We start from the raw sequence: 25849 nt of genomic DNA, 5'->3' as shown, positions 1-25849 counted from the left end.
AGAGCGGACACCACGCCCCCGGACCGGGCGGGTGATCTGGCAAGATCGCGCGCATGATGCTGCGGCGCGCACGGGGGGCGGCGGCTCTGCTGCTGGCCGCGGCCGGGGTGGCGCTGACCGCGGCGACGCTGCTGGCCGCCCTCACCGTCTACAGCGCGGCCGTGACCGAGGCGAGCGTCCGCACCGCCGTGGCCGCCGCCGACCCGGCCGAGCGCTCGGTGCTCGTGCGCGGCTCGGCGGGCGACGACCCCGCCCGGCAACAGGAGCGGGACGCCACGCTGCGCCGCTCGTTCGGGGGCGGGCTGGGTGGCGTTCCCGTCACCGTCACCGGTGCCGAGTACGGCGTGGGCTGGGCACTCGCCGCGCCGACCGGGCAAGCCCGGCCTGACTCGTCCGGGGTCGCGTACGCGTCGGTTCTGCACGTCGATGACCTGCCCGGGCACGCGCGGCTGACCGGCGGCCGGTGGGCCGACCCGGGGGCGTCGCCGGCCCAGGCCATGCTGGCCGAGCCGGCCGCCCGGCTGATGGGCCGCACCGTCGGTGACCGGATCCCGCTGGCCGACCGGCGCACCGGGCGGGTCACCGAGGTGGTGGTGGCCGGGGTGTGGCGGCCGGTGGACGCCGGTGACCCGTACTGGCGGCTGATGCCGGAGGTCACCACCGGCGTGCGGCCGCAGTCGGCGACCTACGGGCCGCTCGTGGTGGACCGGGCCGACTTCGCGGCGCGTTTCGCCGCCTCCGCGTCCGCCGCGTGGCTGGTGACCCCGCGACTGGACGCGACCACGCTGGACGAGGTGCAGCGGGTCGCCGCCGCGGCGACAGCGGCCGGGACCGGACTGCCGCCGTCGCGCGGGCTGGACGAGTCGGCGACGGCCGAGACCGGCCTGCCCGAGCTCGCCGCCCGGTTGCCCCGCGCCGATCTGGTCGGCCGGTCCACGCTGGTCACGCCCGCCCTGCTGATCATCGTGCTGGCCGGGTACGCGCTGCTGCTCATGGCCGTGGTGCTCGCCGAGGACCGGCGCGGCGAGACGGCGCTGCTGCGGGCCCGCGGTGCGTCCCGCGGCTGGCTGGCCGGGCTCGCCGTGCGCGAGGCGGTGCTGGTGGTGCTGCCCGCGGCGGTGTTCGGGCCGGTGCTGGCGTTCGGCCTGGTCGAGCTGGCGAGCCGGGTTCCGGCGCTGGCCGCCGTGCTCGATCTGCGTCCCCGGCTGGCCGCCTCGACGTGGCTGGTGGCCGCGGTGGCCGCGGTGGGGTGTGCGCTGGCCGTCGCGGGTCCGGCGGCGCGGCGGGGGCGCGCGTACGCGGCCGAGCTGGCCGCCCGTTCACGACCGCGCACCCGTTCCGTCGTGCTGCGCGCCGGCCTGGACGTGGTGCTGCTGGCCCTGGCCGTGCTGAGCTGGTTGCAGCTGCGCCAGTACGCGTCCCCGCTCTCGGGCGCGGGCTCGGGCGGCGCCCTGGGCATCGACCCGCTGCTCGCCGCGGCCCCCACGCTCGGGGTGATCGCCGGTGCCGTGCTCACGCTGCGGTTGCTGCCCCCGGCGGCGCGTTTCGGGGCCCGGCTCGCGGAGCGGACGGCCGACAGTGCGGCGGTGTTCGGTGCCTGGCAGGCCGGTCGCCGGTCGCACGCCGGCCCGATGGTCCTGGTGGCGCTGGCGGTCGCCGCGGGCACGGTCTCGTGGTGCCTGGCCGGCACGTCCGAGCGTTCCGCCGCTGATCAGGCCGACCTGCGCGCCGGGGCCGACCTGCGGCTGGTCGAGAACGCCGGGATCCCGCCCGCGGACCGGTCCACCGATCTGAGCGGGCTGCCTGGGCTGGTGACGGCGTTGCCCGGCGTGCGTACCAGTGTCTCCCTCGGCAGTGGCGGCGGCACGGGCGACTTCGTCGCCGTGGACGCCACGGCCGGGCCGCGCGTGCTGCGCATCCGCGACGACCTCGCCGGCGGCGACCCGGAGGGCCTGTGGCGCACGTTGGCCGATGCCCGGCCCACTCCGGGCGACGCCGAGGTGCCCCGCTCCGGCACCGTCACGGCCGGTCCGGGAGTGCAGACGACGGCCCTGTTCGCCGATCCCAGCGGCCGGCAGGTACGCACGCCGGTCGAGCCGGACGCCGCCGGCCGGTTCACCCTGACACCGCCGGCGGGCGGCTCGTGGCGGCTGGCCGGGTTCCTCGTCGAGGCACCAGCGGCGGCGTCCGGGTCCACGGTGGACTGGCGGCTCGACGGCCTCGACGTCCCGCTGTCCGCGCCGGAATGGCAGCTGGCGGACCGGGAGTTCACGGCCCCCGCCGCCCACCCCCGGCCGGACGCCCTGACCGCGGCCTACCGGGTGCCCCGGTCGGGCCGGGTGGACTTCGCGGTCGTGCCGGCCGTCGCCGCCACGCCGGTGCCGATCGCGGTCACCCCGGCCGCGCTGGCCGAACTGCGCCTGCGGACCGGGCAGACCACCACGCTGAACGTCGCGGGTGTTCAGGTGGACGTGAAGATCGCGGACACGATCGAGGCGGTGCCCGGCACGGACGGCGGCCCGGCGATGCTGGCCGACCTCCCGACGCTCAATTCTCAGCTGCTCGGCCGGCGCGGTGTGGTGTCGGCGACCCAAGAGTGGTGGCTGGCCACGCGCGAGGATGCGCACGCCGCCGCGGCGAGTGCCGCGGCCCGGCTCGACGGCATCCAGGTCGTCGACCGGCGGGCGCTGGCCGCCGCGAGCAGCGACCCGTTCGGTGCCGGGGCCCGCGCGGCGCTGTTCGGAGCGGCCCTGGCGGCCGTCCTGCTCGCCGCGGTCGGGGTCGCGGTGGACGTGCAGGCCACCACCCGGCGCCGCGGCGGTGAGCTGGCGGTGCTGCACGCTCTCGGCGCGGGTCCCCGGCTGCTGACCCGGTCGTTGCTCGTCGAGCAGGCCTTCCTGGCCGGGATCGGGGCGCTCGCCGGGCTGGTCACCGGGGTGCTCGTCGCGATCGCGGTGGCCCCGCTGCTGGTCCTCACGCCCGCCGCCGCCCGGCCCGTGCCCGCGCCGTTGCCGGACATCGAGTGGCTGCGCGCCGCCGGTACGGGCGTGGTCCTGGTCGTGCTCGCCCTCGCCCTGACCGCGCTGGCCGCGGTCCGCATGCACCGCCGCCTCGCCGCGGCCCCGCCCACCTGGGGGCAGGACCAATGACCGCCCTGCTGCACCGTGCCCGCGCGTTCGCCGGTGGACTGGCCCTGCTCGCGGCCCTCGCCCTGGTCGCCGCCCTGCTGGTGAGCGGCGTGCCGAAACTGGCCAACGGCAACACGGACACGGGCCTGCGCGCGGACATCGCGCGGTTGCCGCACACCGCTCGCGACCTGACGTTCGGCAGCGTGCGGGCGCGTTTCCCGCTGGACCCCACCGCCGATGTCGTCCGCGACGGCCCGCAACGGCTCGATACGTACCGCGGGCAGCTCGGTGCGCCGCTGCCCGGGCTGATCAGCGATCAGTGGTACACCGCGCGGGTCGGGCCCGCCGGCGTGCGTACCAGTGGCGATGTCGCACCGTTCCTCGGCAAGTGCACGCCCAGCCTGTCGGTGCGCACGCTGACCGGCGCCGATCAGGCGATCCGGATGGTCGAGGGCCGGCCGCCGGCCTCCGGCGGCACCGTCGAGGCGACGGTGGCGCGCCCGGCCGCCGCGGCGATGAAGCTGCGGGTCGGCTCGACCTTCACCCTGACCGGCTCGTACGGCCAGATCCCGGTGCAGGTGGTCGGCATCTTCGAGCAGACCGACCCGGGGGCACCGATCTGGGCCGACATGCCGCTGACCCAGACGGCCTGCCCGAACCCGGACGACGGCGTCACCGTGCGGGCCGGCCTGCTCACCGACGACGCCGGCCTGCGGTTCGCCGCCGAGCGCACCGGCGACGTGGTGCACGAGTGGCGCTACCGGCTCGCCGAGGACCGGCTGTCGGCCCCCGACGTGCCGGCGCTGGCCGCAGCCGTGGCCGCGGCCCGGCGCAGCCCGCCGCCGCGGACCGTGCTGACCAGCGGCCTCGAGAACTCCCTGAGCCGCTTCACGAACGAGCAGAGCGCCGTCGCCGCGCTGCTGGCCGTTGTGCAGGCCGGTGTCCTGGCGACCCTGCTCGGCCTGATCGCGCTGGCCGCCGGGCTGGTCGTGGAGCGGCGCCGGGCCGAGTTCGCCCTGATCCGGGCGCGCGGTGGCGCCGCCGCGACCATCGGCGGCCGGCTGCTGGGCGAGACCCTGCTCGTCGTGCCCGCCGCGGTGCTCGCCGGGGCGCTCGCCGGTGCCCTGCTGCCCGGGCGGGCGCCCGCGTACGGCTGGCTGCCGCTGCTCGCGGTGGCGGCCGTGGCCACGTTGACCGCGCCGGTGCTGGCCACGGTGACGCAGCGGCATCCCACCTTCGCCGGCCGGCGCCAGGACCTCACCCGGTCGCGTCCGTCGGCGCGGCGACTCGTGGCCGAGGCCTTCGTCGTGCTGCTCGCCGCGCTCGGCGTCCTGCTGGTACGCCGGCGCGGGCTGGCCGCGTCCGACGGCGTGGACCCGTACCTGGTCGTGGTGCCGGTGCTGCTCGCGGTGGGGGTGGCCCTGATCGTCCTGCGGCTCCTGCCGTGGCCGCTGCGGCTGGCCGGCCGCCTGACCGCCCGGGCCCGCGGCGCCGTGCCGTTCCTCGGGCTGGCCGGGGCCGGTCGCGGCTCGCCGGTGCACACCGCGCCGCTGGCGGTGCTCGTCGTGGCGGTGGCCACCGGCGTCTTCACCGGCACGGTGGCCGGCTCGATCGCCGACGCCCGCGACCGCGCGACGGACCAGGAGGTGGCCGGGGACGCGTTGATCATCGGCGCCGGGTTCGGGGCGGACACCGGGCGCAGTCTCGCCGCGGTTCCCGGGGTGACGGCGGTGGCGCCGCTGTGGGTCGCCAACGGCGTAGCGCTGCGCAGCAGCGGCGGCGGCCGGGCGCAGGGTCAGGTGAGCGTGCTGGTCGTCGACGGCCCGGCCGCCGAACGGGTGCTGCGGGACAGCGGGAGCAGCCTGCGCCTGCCGCCGGCCCTGACCCGGGCCGGCCGCGGCGGTGACACCGTGCCCGCACTCGTGTCACCCGACCTCGCCGCGCCGGCCGGCACCGAAGGCGCGGTGGACGTCCAGGGCACGCCGTACCGGTTCCGGGTCGCCGCGGTCGCCGCCGAGGTGCCCGGACTGGGCGTGGGCGCGCAGCGCTTCGTCGTCCTGCCCGCCCAGGCGTTGCCCGCCGCGGCCCAGCCCCTGCGGTTCAACCGGCTCGTCGTCGCGGGCCCGGACGCCGATCCCGCTGCGCTGCGCCGCGCCGGGGACGCCGGGCAGCTCGCGTACCTGACGAGCGGGCTCGGCCGGGCGCCGGCCGACTGGGCGCTGCCACCGACGACGGTCACGACGTGGCAGGACCAGCGGGCGTCCCTTGAGGACAGCGGGGTCAACCGGGTGCTCAGCTTCACCTTCGCTGCCGGTGCGGCCAGTGCGGTCCTGCTGGCCCTGCTCGCCGTCGCCTTCGCCGTGCTCGCCGGTGCGCCGGTCCGCGGCGCCACGCTGTCGCGGCTGCGGACGCTGGGACTGTCCGCCGGCCAGGGACGCAGGCTGCTGCTGTACGAGCTCGTACCGTTGCTGACCGTCGCCCTGCTCGCCGGCGGCCTGGTCGGCGTCGCACTGCCCCGGCTGCTCGGTCCCGCCCTGGGACTGTCGGGCTTCACCGCGGGAGTGCCGGCCCGCGACCGCATCGACCCGGCGCTCGTCGCCGCCGTGCTCGCCGTGGTGATGCTCGCCGTCGCCGCGGCGCTGCTGGTGGAGAGCGCCGCGAACCGCCGGATGCGCCTGGGCGAGGCGCTGCGGCTCGGAGGGGAGTACGGATGACCGAGGATCTCGCCGCCCTGGAACGCCGCGCGGCACAACGGGCGGCCGACCGCGCGGGTGGCGCCGACCGGCTGGCCGGGCACATCGTGTGCGACGGCCTGGTGCGCATCTACAAGACCGACGGCGTCGAGGTTGTCGCCCTGCAGGGGCTGGACCTCGTCGTCGACCGCGGGGAACTGCTGGCCATCGTCGGCGCGTCCGGCTCCGGCAAGTCCACGGTGCTCAACATCTTGTCCGGGCTGGACGTGCCGACCGCCGGTGTCGCCCGGGTCGCCGGCTACGACCTGCTCAGCATGTCGGCGAAGAGCCGGCTCGCGTACCGGCGGCGGACGGTCGGCTTTGTGTGGCAGCAGACCGCGCGGAATCTGCTGCCGTACCTGGACGCGCGGGAGAACGTGGAGCTGCCGGTGCGGCTGGCCCGCGGCAGCCGCAAGGCCGCCCGGGCCCGCGCCGACGAACTGCTCGAGCTGGTCGGCCTGGCCGACCAGGCCGACCGCCGGCCCGCGCGCCTCAGCGGCGGCGAACAGCAGCGCTGCGCGGTCGCGGTGGCGCTGGCCAACGACCCGGAGGTGCTGTTCGCCGACGAGCCGACCGGCGAACTGGACGAGGCCACCGCGGTGGAGGTCTTCGGCGCGCTGCGCACGGTGAATGCCGAGCTGGGCGTGACCGTGGTGGTGGTGACCCACGACCGCAACGTCGCCGGCGAGGTGCGCCGGGCGGTCGCGATCCGCGACGGACGGACCGCCGCGGAGGTACGCCGCTCGGCGCGCCGCGGCACCGACGGGGTGGAGGAGCTGGTCAGCGAGGAGTACGCGGTCCTCGACCGCAACGGCCGCCTCCAGCTGCCGGCCGCCTTCGTCGAGGCGCTGACCCTGCGCGACCGGGTACGGCTGACCCTGGAACCCGACCACGTGGCCGTCCGGCCCGGCGAGGAGCCCTGATGTCCGACACGGTGGTCCGGGTCAGTGACCTGGGACGAGACTTCCCGGCCGGCGACGGCGTGGTGCATGCCGTCCGTGGGGTGTCGTTCACGGTGGCCCGCGGTGAGCTCGTCGCCGTCCGCGGCCGGTCCGGGGCCGGCAAGTCGACACTGCTGAACCTGATCGGCGGACTGGACCGGCCGACCACCGGCCGGATCGAGGTGGCCGGGCGTGACGTCGGCGGGGCCACCGAGCGGGAGCTGCTGGAGCTGCGCCGGACCACGATCGGTTTCATCTTCCAGTCCTTCGGGCTCATCCGGATCCTGTCCGCGGCCGAGAACGTCGGGGTGCCGCTGCGCCTGGCCCGGCGCCCGGCCGCCGAGCGCGATCAGCGGGTCGCCGTGCTGCTGGAGCTGGTCGGCCTGGGCGCGCACGCGGCGCAACGACCGTACGAGCTGTCCGGCGGCCAGCAGCAGCGGGTGGCCGTGGCCCGGGCGCTGGCCAACGAGCCGCTGCTGCTGGTCGCCGACGAACCCACCGGCCAGCTCGACTCCGACACCGGCCGCTCGATCATGGACCTGCTCCGCGCGGTGGTCGACGCGCACGGCATGACGGTGCTGGTCGCCACCCACGACACGAGCCTGATGGACCGCGCCGACCGCATTCTCACCCTGCGCGACGGCGCCCTGGTCAACGGCCTGGACGTGGCGGAGAAATAGGGACCGCGCTCACTCCGGCCCGCACGTTGGCCAGCGCCGCCCGCAGTTCCGGCAGGCCGTCCATGGTGCTCGCCGTCAGCAGCAGCCGGACCGGTAACCCGGGCTCGTGCACCAGCGCGTTGCTCAGCAGCCAGCACAGCTCCGCCACCGACCAGTCGTCGGCACCGTCCACGATGATCACCACGCCTGGCGCGCCGGGCGGCACGAGCTGCGCCGGGTGCTCGGCGGTGCCGTGCTCGATCCGCGCGCTCAACACCACCCAGCCGCTGCGGGCGAGCTCGGCGGCGGCGGCTTCGGCCGCGTCACCCGTACGGGGAAAGTCCGGCCCGTGCAGCCACAGTGCGGCGAGCCGGGTGCCGGGCCAGTCGGGCCGCACGGAGGTCTGCGCGGGCTGCGGCTGGATCCGGGTGAGCCGGTACGAGGCCTTGCCGCGACCGTGGATGTGCAGGTCAGCGTGCATGACCGCGTACGCGGTGCCGCCGCGGGCGACGACCCGTTGCTCGTCCATGGGTCCATCATGCCTCCGGTAGGCTGGGAGACCGGCCGGCGGCGGAGTGGAGTTCAGTGAGCACGGACGACAGTGCGCGGATCGTGGTGCTGACCGCTCTGTCGCTCGAATACACAGCGGTCCGCAGGCACCTCGACGGGCCGAGCCGGCGATCGGCCCGGTCCGGCACCCAGTACGAGGTCGGCACGCTGGGCGGGGCCCGGGTGGCGATCGCCGAGGTCGGGGCCGGCAACGTGGACGCGGCCCTGGTGGCCGGCGAGGCGATCGACCTGTTCCGGCCGGAGGCGCTGCTCTTCGTCGGGGTCGCCGGTGCCCTGAACGACAAGATCGCGCTCGGCTCGGTGGTCGTCGCGACCCGTGTGTTCGCTGTCCACGGTGCCAAGGAGGAGGACGACCAGTCCTACGCGCGGCCCCGCTCGTTCGACGCCGACCATGAGCTGTTGCAGCGGGCCCGGTTCGTCGCCCGCGAGTTCCAGCAGCGCCCGGGTGCCCCGGAGGTCCACTTCGCGCCGATCGCGGCCGGCGAGGTGGTGCTCAACTCCCGGACGACGCCGCTGGCCCAGCAGCTCAAGGACCGCTACAACGACGCCGTGGCGATCGAGATGGAGAGCGCGGGGACGGCCCGCGCGGCCCACGTCGGCCGCGTCCGGATGCTGACCGTCCGGGGCATCAGCGACCAGGCCGATGGGGGGAAGTCCGAGGCCGACGCCGGTGGTTCGCAACAGCGCGCGGCGCGCAACGCCGCCGCGTTTGCGGCCGTGGCGATCACCGACTTCCTCTCCCGGCCCGCCGAGGAACGCCCCGCGTCGGTGCAGCACGTCACCGCGAACGGCGGTATGGCGATCGGGGCCATGCATGGCAATGTGTACGTTCACAGCGCCGAGCCGCCGAGCTCGGTGGAGTGGCGAAAGATCAGCCGCCCGCCGCAGGTGACCTGGCGCTCCGACTTCGTCAACCGGCCCTCGTCCTTCGAGCGGGCCGCCCTGGAGCTGCATCTGGTGCCCGCGACCGAGTCGCCGTTGATCGAGGTGCGCAGGCTGCGCGAGCTGGCCCCACGGCTGGCCGGGGAGCTCCCGGCCGTGACCCAGCTGGTGACCGGTCACGATGACCGGGCGGCCTGGGCCTGGACGACCGACTACCGGAGTGGCCCCGCCGGCCGGGTGGTCAGCCGTTCCGGGCAGCGGTCGGCCTGGGCACCGCTGCCCGGCGACTCGCTCGGCGCGGTGCTGGACGAGGAATGGATCATCGCCTGTCTGCAGCGGATGATCACCTCCCTCACCCGGCTCGACCTGCCATCTCCGGTGCGCTGGGCGCTCGCGCTGGCCGTCGAACCGACGATCATGCTCAGCGTCGGCCGGGCGGACTCGCTGCCCCGCACCTCGGCGTCGATGGGCCGCGGGCAAGGTCCGCTGCAGGTGCCGGCTGAGGAATCCGTCCCGGCGAGCCACCTCGCCGCCCTGCCGGGCGACGTCGCCGCCGAGCTGGCCGCGCGCCTGCTGGCCGCTCACGGCCGTCGCTGACCATGGGGTACGCGTACGGGACGGTGGGCGCCGACCTGCACGTCGCCGCTGACGGATTCCCGCTCTATCTCCTCACCCGCTGGGAACGAGCCGCCCGCCCGTCCGGTGAGTGGCTGTCCGAGCTGCCCAGCCGTCTGCTGAACGCCCGGCACCGGGTGGTCACCTTCACCGGCCGCCAGGCCGAGCTGGCCGAATACCGGCAGTGGCTCGCCGGCCCGGCCCCGATCGCGGTCCGCTGGCTGTACGGGCCCGGCGGTCAGGGCAAGACCCGGCTCGCCGACGAGGTGGCCGGCCGGGCGCAGGACGACGGCTGGTTGGTCGTCGCGGCGAGCACCGGCGCCGGCCCGGTTCAGCCGCCGCCCGGCAGTCAGGACCTGCGGGCCGACCAGGCCACCGGGATTCTGCTGATCGCGGACTACGCCGACCGCTGGCCGCTGTCCTCCCTGGCGCTGCTGCTGGACAACAGGCTGCTGACCGAGGCCACTGTGCCCGTACGGGTGCTGTTCCTCGCTCGCACCGACGCGGCCTGGCGGGGGCTCGCGACGGCTCTGGACCCCGGGCGGCTGGCGCTCTCGGACGAGCGGCTGGCTCCGCTCGACGTCACCGGTGCTGCGCGCCGGCAGATGTTCGAGGCGGCCCATGACGGTTTCCTCGCCTACTACGGCGCTGCTGTGCCCGTACCGGTGGATCTGCTCGCCGGCCCGGAGTTCGGGCTGACCCTGGCCGTGCACATGGCTGCGCTGGTGGCGGTCGACGCGCGGCAGCGCGACCGGCCGTTGCCCACCGACCTCGCCGGGCTCACCCTCTATCTGCTGGACCGCGAACAGCTGCACTGGGCCGACCGGCACGCGGCCGGTGGGCGGTTGCGGCCCGACGCGATGAAACGGGTGGTCTTCATCGCGACCGTCTGCGGCACCCAGCCGGCCGACGCCGCGGTCACGTTGCTGCGCGACCTGCTGCCGGACGGCGTGGATCCCGCCGTCGCGGCCGACGACCACGCCGCCTGCTATCCGAGTGAGGCCACCGCTGCCCGGTGCGAACCGCTCTACCCCGACCGGCTGGCCGAGGACTTCGTCGCGCTGACCCTGGACGGTCACGGAGTCGCGATTCCGGCCGGCGAGTGGGCCGGGCCGCTGCTGACCCAGCTGCTCGGACGCGAAGACGACGGCTCGCCTCGTCCGTGGCTGCCGCGGGCTGTGTCCACGCTGGCCGCGGCCACTTTGCGCTGGCCGCACGTGGGCGCCGGTCACCTCTATCCGGTGCTGCGCGCGGACCCGCGGCTGGCGGTCGAGGCCGGCGGTGACAGCCTCGGCACCCTGACCGCCGCCGACGGCATCGACCTGGATCTGCTGGCCGAGATCGAGGAGCACCTGCCCAAGGGCCGCTACCTGGACCTGGACGTCGCCGCGCTGGCCGTCCAGCAGCGGCTCGCCGACCAGCGGCTGGCCGCCGCGAGCGGCCCGCGTGAACGCGGCGACGTACACGCGGACCTCGGCTACCGGCTCAACGTCACCGGCCACCGCGACCCCGCCCGCGCCGAGATGGCCGCGGCGGTGGAGTGCTACCGCGTCGCCGCCACGCCCGGCGAGCCGGACGCGGACCTCGCCCACGCGCTGATGAACCTGGCCCACACCGAGCTCGACGTCGGCCGCCGGCCGCAGGCCCTGGCCAGTGCCGAGGAGGCGAGGGATCTCGACCGCGCCCTGGCGGGACACGAGCCCGACCTGGCGTACGCGTGGTCCACGCTCGGCACCGTCCTCGCCGCCCTCGGCCGGCACGAGGAAGCGGTCGACGCCTGCACCGAGTCGGTGGGCCTCTACGAGGACCTGGCCGAGGCCGACCTGGACCAGTACGAGACGGAGCTGGCCGGCGCGCTCGGCAACCGCGGATCCTGGCGGCACAGCCTGGGACAGTACGAGGAGGCGCTGGCCGACGCCCGCCGGGCCACCGCGATCTACCGCCGCCGGGCCGCGCAGGATCCGAACGCGTACCTGCACGAGGCGGCCGCGGCCCTGGTCAACGAGGGGATGCAGCTCGACGGCCTGCGCCGCTACGCCGAGGCGGCCGAGGTGATGACCGAGTCGGTGGCGGCCTTCCGCAAGCTGGCCGACCTGCGACCCGACTCGTTCGAGCACTTCCTGGCGACCGCGCTGAGCAACCTCAGCGAGCCGCTGTTCCACGTCGGACGCACGGCCGAGGCGCTGGCCGCGTCGGCCGAGGCGGTGGAGATCCGGCGGCGGCTGGCCGCGGCGAGACCCGGCGTCTTCACCGCCGACCTGGCCGTCGGCCTGAACAACCACGCGGTCGACCAGCTGGCGGCCGGACAGGCCGAGGAGGCGCTCGGCACGGTGACCGAGGCGGTCGCCATCCGCCGCCGGCTCGCGGCCCACGACCCGGCCACCTACGAGGTGTACCTGGCGTCGTCGCTGAACAACCAGGGCAAGGTCCAGCTGACCCTGGGCCGCGACGCCGAAGCGGCCGAGTCCTACCGGGAGGCGACGGCGATCTACCGTCGCCTGGAGGCGAAACGGCCTGCCGCGCACCGGGTGCACCTGGTCGCGACGCTCACCGGTCACGCCCGGGCGCTGCTCGCCCTGGACCGCACCGACGACGCCGTGGCGGCGGCCGGGGAAGCGGCCGCCCTCAGCCGGGAGCTGGACGCGGTCGACCTGGCAACCGGACTGACCGTGCTGGCAGTGGCTCGGCAGGCGGCCGGAGCGGTCGACGAGGCACAGGCGGCGGTCGAGGAGGCGGCGGGCGTCTACGCGGCGCTGCCGGCGGAGGTGCTGGCCCGGCCGGAGGTCGCGGAGCTGCGTGCGGAGGCCGAGCGCCTGCGCCGGTAGAAATGCGGTAGAGAAACGGTAGAAATCCTTGGCAGCATTCCTCGGTTGCCCGCCGCTTTCCGCGTTGAATCAGCGCTGGTGATCTTATCCAATCGTGCGGTAGCGTTCGCTCCATCGTCGGCCGCCGATCATCGGATCGCGGGTGCAGGAAACCGTTTCGGCCCTTTCCGGGCTTGGAAAGAAGGCGATGGCGCGTGCGGCTGTGGCAATTCGCTCCCGGGATGATTCCCTAGTGTCGCTCGACCGGTTGCGCGTCGACATGGCGATCCCTCGTGAGCTGGGGATTCACAGCGCCATTCCGATGGTGGGCAGCGACGACGACCTGCCGACCTACGTCGAACGCGAATTCGATTTCCAATTGCGGACCGCGCTGGCCACCAATCTGCCCGACCGCGGCAGCTTCGTCGTCATGGTCGGCGGTTCCTCGACCGGCAAGACCCGTTCTTTGTACGAGGCGATCTATCAGCTCGTGCCGGAATGGGGATTGGTGCAGCCGGCCGACGCGTCCGCGCTGCTGGACGTCAAGAACGCACCTCCGCGCGAGACCGTGTTCTGGCTCGACGAATTGCAGCAGTATCTCGGCGGTCACCCGCCGCTGACCGCGGAATGCGTCCGCGCGCTGGTGCGCCACGGCAACCTGGTCGTCGGGACACTCTGGCCGGACCAGTACGCCAAGTGGACCGCCGGCCGCGACGACGTGCACCTGCTGGTGAAGAGCGCCTTCGTGATCCCGGTGCCTGATGCTCTCAACGCCGAGGAGCTGTCCAAGGCCGAGGTCATCGCCGAGCAGGACACCCGGATCCGGGACGCCCTGGAGGCGCGCGAGGTCGGCCTCACCCAGGTCCTGGCCGGCGGCCCCCGCCTGGTGATGTGCTGGGAGCAACCCGCGAACGCCTACGCGAAGGCGTTGATCACGGCGGCCGCCGACGCGCACCGGCTCGGCGTGCAGGCACCGCTGAGCGTGGAGTTGTTGACCGGCGCCATGTTCGGCTATCTGCGGACGTACCAGCGGGTCCGGCCGACGGCCCACTGGATGTCCGAGGCGCTGCCGCACGCCACCGAGCCGCTCTACGGCGACGTGTCACCGCTGTTCCCCGTGGACGACGGCCGGGCGGGCACCCTGGCGGGGTACACGATCGCGGACTACCTGGCGCAGCACGTGCGACGCAAGCGCCGTACCGAGGCCGTACCGCACCACGCCTGGCACTCCCTGGTGACTCATCTGCGCCAGCCGCAGGACCTGCGGCGGCTCGCGACAAGTGCCCTGGCCCGGCTGCGCTACTGCTATGCCGAGCCCGCGCTGACCCGGCTCGTCGACGAGTTCGACGACGGCCGCGCCGCCGCCGAGCTCGTCGACCTGCTCGTCCGGCAGGACCGCCTGGCGGAGGCCGTCGACGTCCTGCACCGCCAGCTGCGGGCCCACCCCCACGACCGGCCGGCGGTCCGGAAGCTGGCCCACGTGCAGGAGCTCTGGCAGCGCGTGGACGAGGTCCGGCCGCCGGCCGGCCGCCGCCCCCGCGACATCCCCGCCGCGGTCGCCGACATCCTGGCCGACGGCGGAGTCTGCGACGAGCTGCGCCGGGAGGCGGAGGCCGGCGACACGATCGCGGCCGAGCGACTCGTCGAGCGCCTGGTGGAACGCGGCTGCCTGCGCGAGATCCGCGACCGTGCCGAGCGCGGTGAGCTCCGGGCGGCGGAGGCGCTGGCCGACCTCTACCTGGCCTGGGGCGAGGTGGAGCTGCTGCGCGACCGCGCCGACGCCGGGGACCGCGCGGCGGGCCTGCGCCTGGCGAAGATCCATCGCCTCTCGGCCCGGCGCGCGGCCGCGATGTACGAGATCGCCGAGCTGCGGGCAGCGGTCGACGAGGGCCGGCCCGAGGCGGCGCTGCAGCTCTGCACCCTGCTGTTCGAGCTGCGCGACGAGAAGAACCTCAAGGCCGAGCTGAACGCCGGCACGACCGGGGCGGCGGAGCGGCTGATCGCCCTGTACACCGCGCAGGAGCATCGGTCACTGATCCGGCTGCGGGCCTTCGGCCTGGACGCGGACGGACAGCTGGTCACCCCGGAACAGACCCCTTGAACGTACGCCCCGAAAGGACCCTTGATGGCCGAGCTGACGTCCGCCGACTACGCGTTTCTGATCATCCTGAAGGCCGAAGGCCGGGAACTGTCGAACACGGAGATGGACAAGCTCTACCGGGTCAGGCTGATCAGCCCGGCCTACGAGCGGCTGAACGGAGAAGGCTACGTCTCCTCCCAGACCAAGAGCCGCCCCTACCGGCACGTCATCACCGAGGAGGGCAAGAAGGTTCTCGCCGACCCCCTCGACATCGACGAGGACCGGGCCGAGGAAGGCGAGAAGCGCTCGCCCCGGGAGAAGCAGCTCTGGGCCGCCGTGGTGGCACAGCAGAACCAGATCGTGCGCTCGCTGGCCAAGGGGAACGGCGCTGCGGCGACAGTGGTCGTGCGACCCGTCGATCTGGACGGCCGCATCCGGGCGGCTTACACGAAGCTCGCCGGTGCGCCGGGCGAGTGGGTGGGCCTCGCCGCTCTGCGGCCGCTGTTCGCTGACGTGTCCAAGACGGAGCTCGACAAGGCACTGGAGCGGATGCTCGACGCGCGGGATGTGCGGCTCGAGCCCGACGCGCTGGTGCACCGCCTCGGCGCGGAGGAGCGGGACGCCGCGGTCCGCATCGGCGGCGAGGACCGGCACAAGCTGGCGATCGGCCGGCGATGACCGAGCAGGAGCGCGCGGCGCTCGCCGCCCTGCGGTTCAGTTGGGCCATGGCGCCCGACGACGTGTGGCGACGGTCGCCGTTCCATGTCGACGGGCTGCACGAGTCCGTGGTCCGGGATGTGCGCGATGGCATCGCCGAAGCCGAAGCAAGCCCCGATGCGAGTCCGATCGGCCTGGTGCTCGAGGGACGGCACGGCACCGGGAAGACGCATCTGCTCGGCTGGGTCCGCGAACAGGTGCAGCAGCAGGGCGGGTACTTCTTCCTGATCGGCCTCCTCGACGGCCGCGACTTCTGGAACGGCCTGCTGGTGTTCCTGCTCGACGGCATGGCCCGCGAGGTGCAGAACGGTGAGACGCAGCTGCGGTTGCTGCTGCGGCGCCTGGCGTCCCGGATCGGCGCGCCCCGGGCCGACCGGCGGGCGGTGATCGGGGAAACCGAGCTCACCCGGGCCGCGCTGGACGCCTTCATCGGGGGACTGCGCGAATTCGACCGTCATGTCGCCCATCAGTGCCGGGACACCCTCCGAGCACTCGCGTTGCGGGCCTCGGACAACGAGGAGCACCAGGACGTCGCTGACAACTTCTTCGCCGGCAGCGAGGAAGGGGTCGCGGGAGAGCGCCAGGCCTGGGGGATCCGCAACACATCCCGGACAGCACAGGAGATCGTCCGCGAGATCTCCTGGTTGCTCGCGACGACCGGTCCGTCGGTGATCGCGTTCGACCAGATCGACACCGCCGTCGCGCAGGCAGCCTTGCAGGAGGATCTGGCGAAGACCTCGGCCGCTGAGTCGGATCTCCGGCTGGCGGTGATGGCCTCAAGCCTGGCCAACGGTCTGACCGACCTGCGCGACACGACCCGCCGCGCGCTGACCGTCGTGGCCACACTCTCGACGACCTGGGATCTGATCGAGGGCCGAGCACCGTCATCGTTCCCCGACAGGTTCCGCCGCTGCATGGCGTTGCAGGGAATCCGCACGCCGCGGATCGCGCGTCAGCTGATCGAGAAACGCTTCGCGGCCCGCTTCGCGGCCGTGCAGTTCACCCCGCCCTATCCCACCTGGCCGGTCCGGGAGCAGGTCTTCGCGGAGGCGATGGACTACTCACCTCGCCGGCTGCTCGTCGCCGTCGACCGCCACATCCGGGCCTGCCTGATCGACGACGAGGTGCGCGAGCTGAGCCACCTCCGCGACGCCCCCACCGAGGACCAGGTCATCAAGGCACCGGTCCGGGCGGCCCCCGGCATCTCCGACGACGAGCTCGGCCGGATCGAGGCGCGCTTCGAGAAGCTCAAGCGCAACGCCGACATCACCTCACCACTCGAACACGACACCGAGGATCGGACGTTCCCGGCGCTGCTCGCGGCCGGCCTGCAGGCCTGGATTGTCGAGCGCGGCGACGGTGGCGAGAAGTTCAGCATCGATCCGCCGCCCAGTTCAAAGCCGGACCTTCATGCTCGCCTCCGCCGGAACCTCGACGAGCGGTCCGAGGAGGAGCGCGAGCGTTCCTCCGACCAGTCCCGCACCGAGGATCAGATGCACTGGTCGTTCCGGGCGATCAGCGACACCCATCACGGCGTGGCCGCCCTGCACCGCATCCGCCGGGCCCGCACCGCCGCCGGCCTCAACCCGGACGTCGCCAAGCGCAAGCTCTTCCTCCTGCGTAACGGCCCCTGGAGCCAGTCCGCCAAGACCCAGGAGGTCGTCCGCCAGCTCGAACGCGACGGCGGTGTCACGCTCAGCGTCGACGACTCCGATCTGCGGGTTCTCGCCGCCCTGCACGGCTTGCGGGACGAGAATCCGGCGCAGCTGCACGCCTGGCTCGTGCGCTACCGGCCCACCGAGCAGATCACCCTCTTCAAGGATGCCCTGGCGGACGCCGATGCCTGGACCGGCGACACCACACCGGCGGAACGCGTGCCTGAGCCAGATGAGGCGGAGGTGAGGACGAGCGGCTTCACCATCGGCTACGGCGTCGACGACGATGCGCCCGCCCCGCTGTCCCTCGAAGCGTTGCGTAAGCATGCGGCCATCTTCGCCGCGTCGGGTTCCGGGAAGACCGTGCTGTTGCGCCGGCTTGTGGAGGAGTGCGCGCTGCTCGGTGTCTCGGCCATCGTGCTGGATCCGAACAACGACCTGGCGCGGCTGGGGGATCCTTGGCCGGAGCCGCCGGCCGGCTGGCGTCCCGGGGATGCCGAGCGGGCCGCCCGCTACCTGGCCGAGACCGAGGTGCTGACCTGGACGCCGCGGCGGGAGTCGGGGCGGCCGTTGAGTTTCCAACCGCTGCCCGACTTTCCCAGCGTGCGCGACGATCCGGACGAGTTCGGCGCGGCGGTCGAGGCCGCGGTGACCGCCCTGGCTCCGCGGGCCAACCTGGTCGGTCGGACCTCCCGGGTGCATCTGGGCACGGCCGTGCTGCGGCGGGCGGTCGAGCATTTCGGCCGGCAGGGTGGCCATGACATCCGGGCGCTCATCGCGTTGCTGTCCGATCTGCCCGACGGGGTCAGCGGGCTCGACGACGCCACCAAGATCGCTGCCGGGCTTGCCCAGACGCTCACCGCCTCGATGGACAACGATCCGATGTTCGGTGGCGGCGGCACCCCGGCGGACCCCGGCATCCTGCTGACGCCGTCGCCCGGCAAGCGGGCCCGGATCTCGGTCATCAGCCTCGTCGGCCTGCCCGCGGACGACGCCCGGCAGGGGTTCGTCAATCAGCTGCAGATGGGGCTGTTCGCCTGGATCAAGAAACACCCGGCCAAGGACCGCCCGCTGCTGGGCCTGCTGGTGATGGACGAGGCGCAGACGTTCGCGCCGTCCGGGGCGATGACCGCGTGCACCCAGAGCACGCTCGCCCTGGCCTCACAGGCCCGCAAGTACGGCCTCGGGCTGATCTTCGCCACCCAGGCGCCGAAGAACCTGCACAACCGCATCCCGGGCAACGCGGCGACGCACTTCTTCGGGCGGCTCAGCGTGCCCATCCAGATCGACGCCGCCCGGGAGATGGCCAAGGTCAAGGGCGGCGACGTGCCGGACATCGGCAACCTCACCGCGGGCGAGTTCTACATCGCGCTGGAGGGCGAGGCGCCGCACAAGACCCGTACGCCGATGTGCCTCAGCCATCACCCGAGCAGCCCGCTGACCGACGAGGAGGTCATGGCCCGCGCGCGGGCCTGAGGCCTTCACTCGTACGGGCGCAGCAGCGCGGCCAGCTCGGCGCGGCCGATCTCCTCCAGGGCGCCGGGCAGGTCGGACAGCCGTCCCCGGTTCTCCAGCCAGCCCCACAGCTCACGTGGCTCGTCGCCGGCCCGGAACCGGCGTACCTCGTACGAGGGCACCCCGACGACGTCGGCCAGGTCCTGCCAGTCGTAGGTGAGCCGCCGCACGACCTCGAGTTTCACCCGGCCGGGCAGTTCCGCGGCCGGCGGCACCGGCCGTGCCGGGGCGGCCGCGACCGGCAGAAGCTCTCCCAGCAGGGCGAAGAGCACCTCCGCGGAAGCCTTGGCGGCGAAGGCCTTGAACCGGTCGTCCTTGTCGAAGTTCGCGTGGTCCATCACGCCCTTGGCGACCAGCCAGTGCGGGACCTGCCGCTCGTGCGCGACCGTGGCGATGGTCGCCGCCTCCATCTCCAAGGCCAGGATCTTGCGCTGGGTGACCTCGAGCCGGTCCCAGATCCCCGGGTCGGCCATGACGGCGCTGCCGCTGGCCATGGGTCCCGGGACGACCACGAACGGCAGCCGCTCCGGCCCGTCGACGTCGTCGTACAGGCGGCGCCCGATGTAGGTGCGGCCGGCCTCGGTCAGTGCCCAGCCGGCGCCCTGCCGCGTGATGAGCCCGGCCGACTGCAACCGCTCCAGCCCCGGCACCCACGTGCCGCGCGGGAAGTAGCGCTCACGGGCCGGATGCTTCCGCGGATCCTGATCTTTGTGGAGCTGCTCCAGATACCAGAGCGCCGCTTCCTCCTCGGTCGCGGTGCCGTGGCTCGGCAGATCCGACGGATCGAAGTCCTGGACCGCCCGGGCCCAGCGGGCGTCCTGCGGGAACTGCTGATGATCGGCCTTGAAGACGTCGCCGTAGTCCTTGCCCTCGTCCCACTCGTACGCCGGCGCCGCGATGATCACATCACCCGCCGCGGTGTCGCCGGGATTGCCCGCGCACACCCCGCACATCGCCAGGCAGGTTGGCTGGAGCTTCTCGGTCAGCGCGGTGGCGATGGGGCTGGTGCCCCGGCCACCCATCCGGATCGGGCGGGCGAGCGCCACCGAGAGCCGCACCCCGGTCCCGGGGGCGTACGTGGCGGTGACGTACGGCTCCGGGCCACCGGCCCCGTGCTCCTGCCACGACGACATCCCGGCCACCGCCTTCGCCGCGTCGTACTCCTCTTTCAACGCGGTGATGACGAGGACATCCACGCGTGCGCTCTGCTGGGTCATCGGACCGTCCGGGTTCGCGGAGGGACAAGGGACGCTGGCTGCTCGACCGCCCGGAGCTTAGACCGGACCGGACCCGATCGGGCGACGGTCACCGGCCGACGGTGGAAATACGGTAGAACCGCGCTCCAGCATGTGTGGGGTGCCCGGCGCCGGCGCGGTGGTGGCGGCCGCTGGTCGGTGCCGGGCACCCGACGGGGGCGGGCGGCGCTCCGCCGGCCGGTCCGGTCCGACTGCGGAGAGGCGCGTGCAGACGCTGCGCGAGCGCCGGTGATACGTCCGGTAGGCCTCCGGTAGATCGAGATATGACGATGTAACCGTTCGCCCTGGGGGTCGGAAGGCGCAGGCGTCGGGAAAGCGCAACGGCCGATCTGTCACCGGGGTTCTTGTTACTCTGACAGCAAGGTGGCCGCCATGACCGGACCTCGAAGCCCACGTCCGCCGATCGTGATCCTCACCGCCCTGGAGGTCGAGTACGCCGCCGTCCGGGCCACGCTCGCCGATCTCCGTCAGCCGCCGCCGGTCTCCGGCACTCGCTTCGAGATCGGCTCGCTCGGCGGCGGCGCCGGTGAGGTCGTGCTGGCCCTCACCGGTGCGGGTAACCACGGGTCGGCCGTCATCGCCGAGCGGGCCATCCGGGAGTTCACCCCGGCCGCCGTCCTGTTCGTCGGCGTGGCCGGGCGGCTGCACCCCGGCCTGAAGCTCGGGGACGTCGTCGTGGCCACCCACGTGTACGCGTACCACGGTGCTGCCGCCCGTACCGATGGGCTCAAGTCCCGGCCCCGGGTCTGGGAGATCGACCACGGCATCGATCAGGCCGCCCGCCAGCTCGCCCGGCGCGTCGATCGGGCCGGCAATCTCCGCGTGGGCGCGGAGGGCCCGCGGGTGCATTTCGGACCGGTGGCGTCGGGAGAGGTGCTGCACGACGCGAAGGTCTCCCAACCGCTGCGGTGGCTGCGGGAGCACTACGACGACGCGCTGGCCATCGAGATGGAGGCCGCCGGGGTCGCCAAGGCCGGCCACCTCAGCGCGGCTCCGGTGGCCGTCGTGCGGGCGATCAGCGACTTCGCCGACGGCACGAAGTCCGGCACCGACGGCGAGCACTGGCAGGCGAAGGCGGTGCGCAACGCGGCGACCTTCGCGACCGCTCTGGCCGCCGACCTGATCGCGCACCATCCGGCCCGAGCCGAGGGGGACCGGTACAGACCGGAGGTTCACGTCAGCACGAAGGGCGGCAGCCACGGCGCGGTGGCCGGGATCATCAACGGCGGCGTCCACAACGACCAGCGGCCCGGCCCGGCCTGGCGTGAGGAAAGAGGCTGGTCGTGAACGGCGACGGCGGTGGCCCGACGGTCACGGCGACCGGCGGCAGTCACGGCGCGGTGGCCGGCACCACCCACGGCGGCGTCCACAACAACTACTACCAGGTCCCGCCGGGTGCCTCGCCGTGGGAGAAGTTCGACATCGCGCTGCACTACCTCGCCTCGGGACAGGCCACGACCGCGCGCAAGCTGCTGGCCGAGGTCACCGTCGAGATCCGCAGCTCGACCAAGGTCTGGTTCCACTGGCTGCTGGCGTTCTTCAGCGAACGGACGCTGTGGGAGCTGTCGGTCGAGGACCGGGCGGCGCTCAAGGCTGCTCTCGACCAGATCGACGAGCTTCCGCGGGAGTATTGGACGCCGGGCATCGACGCGATCCGGCAGCTCGTCGCGGCCAGTCGGTCCCACGACGCCGACCACGCCGCGATCTCGCAGGTCCGGCGGGAGATCGAGGACCTCGATGCCCCGCTGCGCAAAGCGGTGCTGCGGCATTTGGAGCGGGTCCTGCAGGGCTCGCTCAAGGACGAGCTGTGGCACGAGGACGTCCGGCAGGCCCGGGCCGGCCGGCTCGCCGAGCGCCGCCGGGAAAGGGTGTGGAAGTTCTTCGAGCCCGACCCGGCGCAGCCCCGGACCCGGCCGGTGCGGCCGGTCGACGTCTCCGGCGGGGACCTGGCCGCCGCCTCGGTCCTGGCCACCGCCGTCTCGGGCGCCGTCGCGATGATCGGCTGGCTGGCGCTGCAGCGCGACGACACCTCGGCGATCATCGCGCTCACCGTGGCGCTGATCGCCGCCGGCGTCGCGGTCACCAACGGTGCGGAGTGGCGGTTCCGCGTCGACCGGCTGCAAGCGGAGAAACGGCAGCTGCGGGCGCAGCGTCTGCCCAGCGACGCGGCCCGCCCGGGTGGTTTCACCTATCAGGTGGACCGGCTCTACATGCGGTACGCCGACAGGTACGCCCCCAAGGGCCCGGACCGGGCCGCCTGGCTCGTCGACGCGTACGGGCCGATGAGCCGGCTCCGCGACGAGCTGGTGGAGGTCTACCGCGAGAAGCGGGTCAAGGCCGAGGCCGTCAAGTGGCTCATCCGGTTCCAGGTGCGCGAGCTGCGGCGCGAGTGGGACGCCGGGGCGCTCGTCGAGCAGCATCGCCGCTGGACCGTCCCCCCGGCGGTGAAGGCCTTCACCGTCACCGCGGCCCTGGCGGCGGTGACCGGCCTGATGTGGGGGATCCAGTCCGCCGCCCGGCAGAACCTGCTGCAGACGGCCGGAGCCCTGGTCGCGATCATCGCCGCGGGCTGGACGGTGACGATCGTCGCGCTGCGGATCCTGGCCGAGAACAAGCGGGTGATGGTCGACGAGTCCGAACGCGAGCAGCGCGAGACGACGTACTGGTTCGAGTACCAGCGGTGGGAGCGGCGGCTCTCCGACCGGCCCCAGGACATGGAGATGGCCCAGTGGCTCGACTGCGATCGCCGGATCCTGTTGCAGCACGCCCTGGCGGCGTACCAGCTGAAGTGGAGCGACATCAGCGCGTACGCGTCGATGGAGGCCCGCGGCGACGGCAGCAAGCGGGCCCGCGCGAAGAACGGCCCGTGGCGGTACTCGCGCTACAAGCTGCTGGTGTTCCTGCTGACCGCCGACGGGGTCCGGCAGATCTCCGTCGACCTGGACTTCGCGCAGGCCACCTTCCACCACTGGGAGCGCACCAACTACCGCTACGACGCCGTGGCGGCGGTCCGGGTGACGACGCTCGACAACGGCGCCCGCGAGTTCCAGCTGTTCCTGGTCAACGGCGCGGACATCGAGGTCGCGGTGACCGAGCCCGGGCAGGCCGGCGCGGACGAGGACTCGCGCATCCTGGCCGACGGCGCGCAGGACGCCACCGGCCTGCGCAACACCCTGTTCGTGCTCGAGGGCGTCGCCGCCGAGGGGCGCAGCTGGTGGGCCGGGCCGGCGTACCGGCGGGCGAGCTGAGCCCCGGCCCGCCGGCGGGGGTCACCGGGTGGGCGGGCGGCGCTGGACCCGGTCCTGCTCGGGGACCTCCCCGGCGTCGTACAGCTGCTCCACCCTGGCCCAGACGGCGTCCGCGGCCCGGTCCGGCTCCTGGCCGGTCAGGGCCTCGGCCAGCCGGGCCTGCGCCTGGATCTCCAGGTAGGCGGCGTCGACGGTGGCGAAACACCGCGCCGCCCGCCGGAGCTCCGCGACCTGCTCCGGGCCCCGGCCCCGGGCCCGCCACAGCTCGGCCAGGGACAGCCGGACCCGGCCCTCCAGCAGGGCGTCGGCGTGCTCGTGGGCCAGCGTCACGGCCAGAGCGAGCTGGTCCTGCGCCCGGGCCAGGTCCTGCCGGTGCCGGGCCAGCTCACCGAGCCCGTGCAACGCGTACGCGTAGCCCAGGCCACTGTCGCCGACCACCTCCAGCACGGCGGCGAACGACTGCTGTGCCCGTACCGGATCACCGGCGGCGAGGTACGCACACCCCGACCAGTACCGGGTCTGCGCGATCAAGCGCGGCTTGCCCAGCTCGGCGGCGATCTCGTCGGCGCGGGCCAGGGCGGCGGTCGCCTGATCGTGGTCGCCCCGGTCGAGGTGGACCTGGCCGATGAACCGCAACGTCTGCCACCGGCCCACCGCGTCGCCGGCGCCCTCGTAGCCGGTCAGCGCCGCGTCGAACAGCGCGAGCGCCTCGGTGGACCGGCCGCGGCGGCGTACGGCGTTGGCCAGCGTCCGCCGCGCGATCGCCAGACCGTGCTCGTCCTTCTCGGCGCCCAGCAGCTCCACCGCCCGGACGAGGTCACCGATGCCGGAGAGCCCGGGCCGGCGCCCACCGGCGACCAGGGCCGGCTGGCCGAGGCAGGTCAGTACGATGCCTTCGCCGCGGCGGTCACCGGCTTGCCGGCACGCCCGCAGCGCCGTCATGTGCGTGTCGTACCAGTCGTCGTGCAGGCTGAGGATCGTGTAGAACTCGTGGGCCGAGACGGCCAGGTCCCAGCACAGCGCGGTGAGCCCGAGCCGGGCGGCGAGCTCGACCGCCACCCGTACGGAGAGCCGTTCCGCCTGGAACCACGCCACCGGATCCGCGTCGACCTCGGCGTAGGCGTCCTCCGGGAGGTCGGTGCCCGGCACGTCGCTGTGCACGACCTCGAAGTCGCCGCCGTACAGGCGGGCGTGGGCGTGCCGGGTCAGGTCCAGCAGCGCCGCGCACACCCGGCGCAGCAGCTCGTCGCGGTCACGCTCGTCCGGGTGCTCGGCGATGGCGCGGCGGTGGGCGTACTCCCGGGTCAGGTCGTGGAACCGGAAACGGCGCGGCACCGGCGCCGTCGTGGTCTCCACCATCGAGGCCGCGGCCAGTTCGGCCAGCGCGGTCCGGCCCTGCTCGGGGTCGTCGCTGAGCGCGGCGGCCGTCCAGGTGCCGAAGGTCGGCAGCGGCAGCAGGCCCAGGTCGACGAACAAGCGCCGGTGCGCCGCGGCGAGCGGGGCCAGGCCGGTGTCGAGCGTGCGCGCCAAGCTGTCCGCGCCGTACGTGTACGCCGCGGGCCCGTGGGTGCGCAGCCGCCGCACCAGCTCGGCGGTGGTCCGGGGATCGTCGTGCACGCGCAGCGCGGCGGCGATCCGCAGCGCCAGTGGCAACCCGCCGCACAGCCGCACCACCTCGCGGACGGCCTCGTGCTCTCGGCTCAGGTCGATCCGGGACGCCGTCACGACCGACTCGAAAAGCACGGCCGCGTCCGGCTCGGCCAGCGGCTCCAGCGTGCCCACGTGGTGGGCGCCGGGCACGTCGGGCAGGTGGCGCCGGGCCGTGACCAGCACCTTGCATCCGGCCCCGGCCGGGACCAGCGGATTGATCTGCGCGCCGTCGGCCGCGTCGTCGAGCACGACCAGCATCCGCCGGTCGGCCAGCAGGCTCCGGTAGAGCGCGGCCCGCTCGGCCAGCGACTCCGGCACGACCGGTGCGTCCAGCGACCGCAGGAACTGCGCCAGGATCTCCGCCGGGGTGGCCGGGTCGGCCGAGGCGCCCCGCAGCTCGGCCCAGAGCTGGCCGTCCGGATAATCCACGCGGCGCTGGTGCGCCGCCCGCAGCGCCAGCGCGGTCTTGCCGATGCCGCCGGGCCCGGGCACCACCATGACCCGGTACGGCGAGTCGGGCCCGAGCAGCCAGTACAGCTCGGCCACCAGCGGGTCCCGGCCGACCAGGCCCGGCGGGGCGGCCGGCAGCTGCTTGGGCACCGTCGGCGCGCTGCGGACCGGCCGTTCCTCCAGCGGGAACGCCCGGGCCACGGCCTCGTCGTTGCCCCCGCCGATCGCGTAGGCCAGATCCCGCAACTCCGCGTCGATGTCGCCGACGGCCGCGCCGAACTCCCGCTTGTACCGCTCGTAGGCGTCAACGGCCTCCGCCCGGTGCCCGCTGTGATAGAGCGCGACCATCAGCAGCTTCTGCAGCTGGTGGTCGGTCGGGAACTCGGCCGCGATGCGCTGCAGGTCGTCCAGGACGCCGCTGAAGTCACGCCGCCGGGTCAGCAGCGTGAACAGGCGTACCGCGAGCCGTTTGCGCCGCTGCTGCAGCGACCGCACCAGCGGAGCCAGTATCGGCGCGGACACATTGGACAGCGGCTGCGGCCCGCGCCACAGCCGCAGGGCTTGCCGGAGCAGCTCGGCCTCGTCCCCGGGACCGTCCTGCTCGTCGGCGGCGGCGGTCAGCTTCTCGAAGGCGAGCAGGTCGAGGTCGTCGTCGCCGGCTCTGAGCTCGTACCCGAAGCGGGGATGGGTGATGAGGTCCTGGGCCCGCCCGATCGGCCGCAGCAGGGCCCGCAGCGCCGACACCGCCTTGTGCAGCTGGGCCTCCGCGACGTCGGCCGTGCCCCAGCCCATCCGCAGCAGGTCGGCGTGCGACAGCCGCTTGTTCGGCTGGACCAGCAGCGCGGCGAGCACGTTGAGCTGCCGTCCGGGCGGCAACCTCAGCGGTTGCCCGCTGCGTGGGTCTCGTATCTCCAGCTCACCCAGGACCCCGTAGATCACGTAGTGGA

14 protein-coding genes are annotated in these 25849 nt (G+C 74.0%); 11 read left to right on the top strand and 3 right to left on the bottom strand.

Annotated elements, in window-relative coordinates:
- Window positions 1-53 precede the first annotated feature (53 nt).
- Genes ACZ6S4_RS32550 through ACZ6S4_RS32535 form a run of 4 tightly spaced genes read left to right on the top strand, consistent with a single transcriptional unit; the run spans window position 54 to window position 7481 of the window.
- Complete coding sequence (locus ACZ6S4_RS32550) at window positions 54-3149, top strand: FtsX-like permease family protein (protein ID WP_465478584.1); 3096 nt, start codon at window positions 54-56, stop codon at window positions 3147-3149.
- Window positions 3146-5842 carry an FtsX-like permease family protein gene (locus tag ACZ6S4_RS32545; RefSeq protein ID WP_465478583.1) on the top strand — a complete coding sequence of 899 codons (2697 nt, stop codon included), beginning with the start codon at window positions 3146-3148 and terminating at the stop codon, window positions 5840-5842. The genes ACZ6S4_RS32550 and ACZ6S4_RS32545 overlap by 4 nt, the downstream gene beginning before the upstream one ends.
- Window positions 5839-6783 (top strand): ABC transporter ATP-binding protein, encoded by a 945-nt coding sequence (locus ACZ6S4_RS32540; protein ID WP_465478582.1) that lies wholly within the window; start codon window positions 5839-5841, stop codon window positions 6781-6783. The genes ACZ6S4_RS32545 and ACZ6S4_RS32540 overlap by 4 nt, the downstream gene beginning before the upstream one ends.
- Complete coding sequence (locus ACZ6S4_RS32535; RefSeq protein WP_465478581.1) at window positions 6783-7481, top strand: ABC transporter ATP-binding protein; 699 nt, start codon at window positions 6783-6785, stop codon at window positions 7479-7481. The genes ACZ6S4_RS32540 and ACZ6S4_RS32535 overlap by 1 nt, the downstream gene beginning before the upstream one ends.
- Here ACZ6S4_RS32535 and ACZ6S4_RS32530 read toward each other — a convergent pair.
- Complete coding sequence (locus ACZ6S4_RS32530) at window positions 7453-7989, bottom strand: hypothetical protein (protein WP_465478580.1); 537 nt, start codon at window positions 7987-7989, stop codon at window positions 7453-7455. The two genes, ACZ6S4_RS32535 and ACZ6S4_RS32530, sit on opposite strands and share 29 nt — an antisense overlap.
- Window positions 7990-8045: 56 nt before the next feature.
- Between ACZ6S4_RS32530 and ACZ6S4_RS32525 the strand changes: the two genes are divergently transcribed.
- The 5 genes from ACZ6S4_RS32525 (at window position 8046) to ACZ6S4_RS32505 (ending at window position 18259) form a co-directional block, all read left to right on the top strand.
- On the top strand, window positions 8046-9509 hold the full coding sequence (locus ACZ6S4_RS32525) for a 5'-methylthioadenosine/S-adenosylhomocysteine nucleosidase family protein (RefSeq protein ID WP_465478579.1): 1464 nt from the start codon (window positions 8046-8048) through the stop codon (window positions 9507-9509).
- Window positions 9510-9511: 2 nt separating this feature from the next.
- Window positions 9512-12352, top strand: coding sequence for a tetratricopeptide repeat protein (locus tag ACZ6S4_RS32520; RefSeq protein ID WP_465478578.1), 2841 nt, complete (start codon window positions 9512-9514; stop codon window positions 12350-12352).
- 232 nt (window positions 12353-12584) lie between these two features.
- Window positions 12585-14432 (top strand): hypothetical protein, encoded by a 1848-nt coding sequence (locus tag ACZ6S4_RS32515; protein WP_465478577.1) that lies wholly within the window; start codon window positions 12585-12587, stop codon window positions 14430-14432.
- Between the two features lie 24 nt (window positions 14433-14456).
- Window positions 14457-15089 carry a hypothetical protein gene (locus tag ACZ6S4_RS32510; protein WP_465478576.1) on the top strand — a complete coding sequence of 211 codons (633 nt, stop codon included), beginning with the start codon at window positions 14457-14459 and terminating at the stop codon, window positions 15087-15089.
- On the top strand, window positions 15086-18259 hold the full coding sequence (locus ACZ6S4_RS32505; protein ID WP_465478575.1) for an ATP-binding protein: 3174 nt from the start codon (window positions 15086-15088) through the stop codon (window positions 18257-18259). The genes ACZ6S4_RS32510 and ACZ6S4_RS32505 overlap by 4 nt, the downstream gene beginning before the upstream one ends.
- 5 nt (window positions 18260-18264) lie before the next feature.
- On the opposite strand, the gene ACZ6S4_RS32500 is transcribed toward ACZ6S4_RS32505, so the two are convergent.
- The gene (locus ACZ6S4_RS32500; protein WP_465478574.1) at window positions 18265-19515 is read right to left on the bottom strand and encodes a phosphorylase family protein; all 1251 of its coding nucleotides are present in this window, start codon (window positions 19513-19515) and stop codon (window positions 18265-18267) included.
- Between the two features lie 411 nt (window positions 19516-19926).
- On the opposite strand from ACZ6S4_RS32500, the gene ACZ6S4_RS32495 reads away from it, so the two are divergent.
- Window positions 19927-20841 carry a 5'-methylthioadenosine/S-adenosylhomocysteine nucleosidase family protein gene (locus tag ACZ6S4_RS32495; RefSeq protein WP_465478573.1) on the top strand — a complete coding sequence of 305 codons (915 nt, stop codon included), beginning with the start codon at window positions 19927-19929 and terminating at the stop codon, window positions 20839-20841.
- Window positions 20838-22802 (top strand): hypothetical protein, encoded by a 1965-nt coding sequence (locus tag ACZ6S4_RS32490; RefSeq protein WP_465478572.1) that lies wholly within the window; start codon window positions 20838-20840, stop codon window positions 22800-22802. Before ACZ6S4_RS32495 ends, ACZ6S4_RS32490 begins: the two co-directional genes overlap by 4 nt.
- Window positions 22803-22823: 21 nt before the next feature.
- Here the strand turns inward: ACZ6S4_RS32490 and ACZ6S4_RS32485 are convergent, their stop codons facing one another.
- Complete coding sequence (locus tag ACZ6S4_RS32485; RefSeq protein WP_465478571.1) at window positions 22824-25841, bottom strand: BTAD domain-containing putative transcriptional regulator; 3018 nt, start codon at window positions 25839-25841, stop codon at window positions 22824-22826.
- Window positions 25842-25849: the final 8 nt, after the last annotated feature.

This window comes from Actinoplanes sp. NPDC051405, from assembly GCF_055586185.1.
The sequence above is the reverse complement of the archived record's forward strand: the minus strand, read 5'-3'. Positions and strand labels throughout refer to the sequence as shown.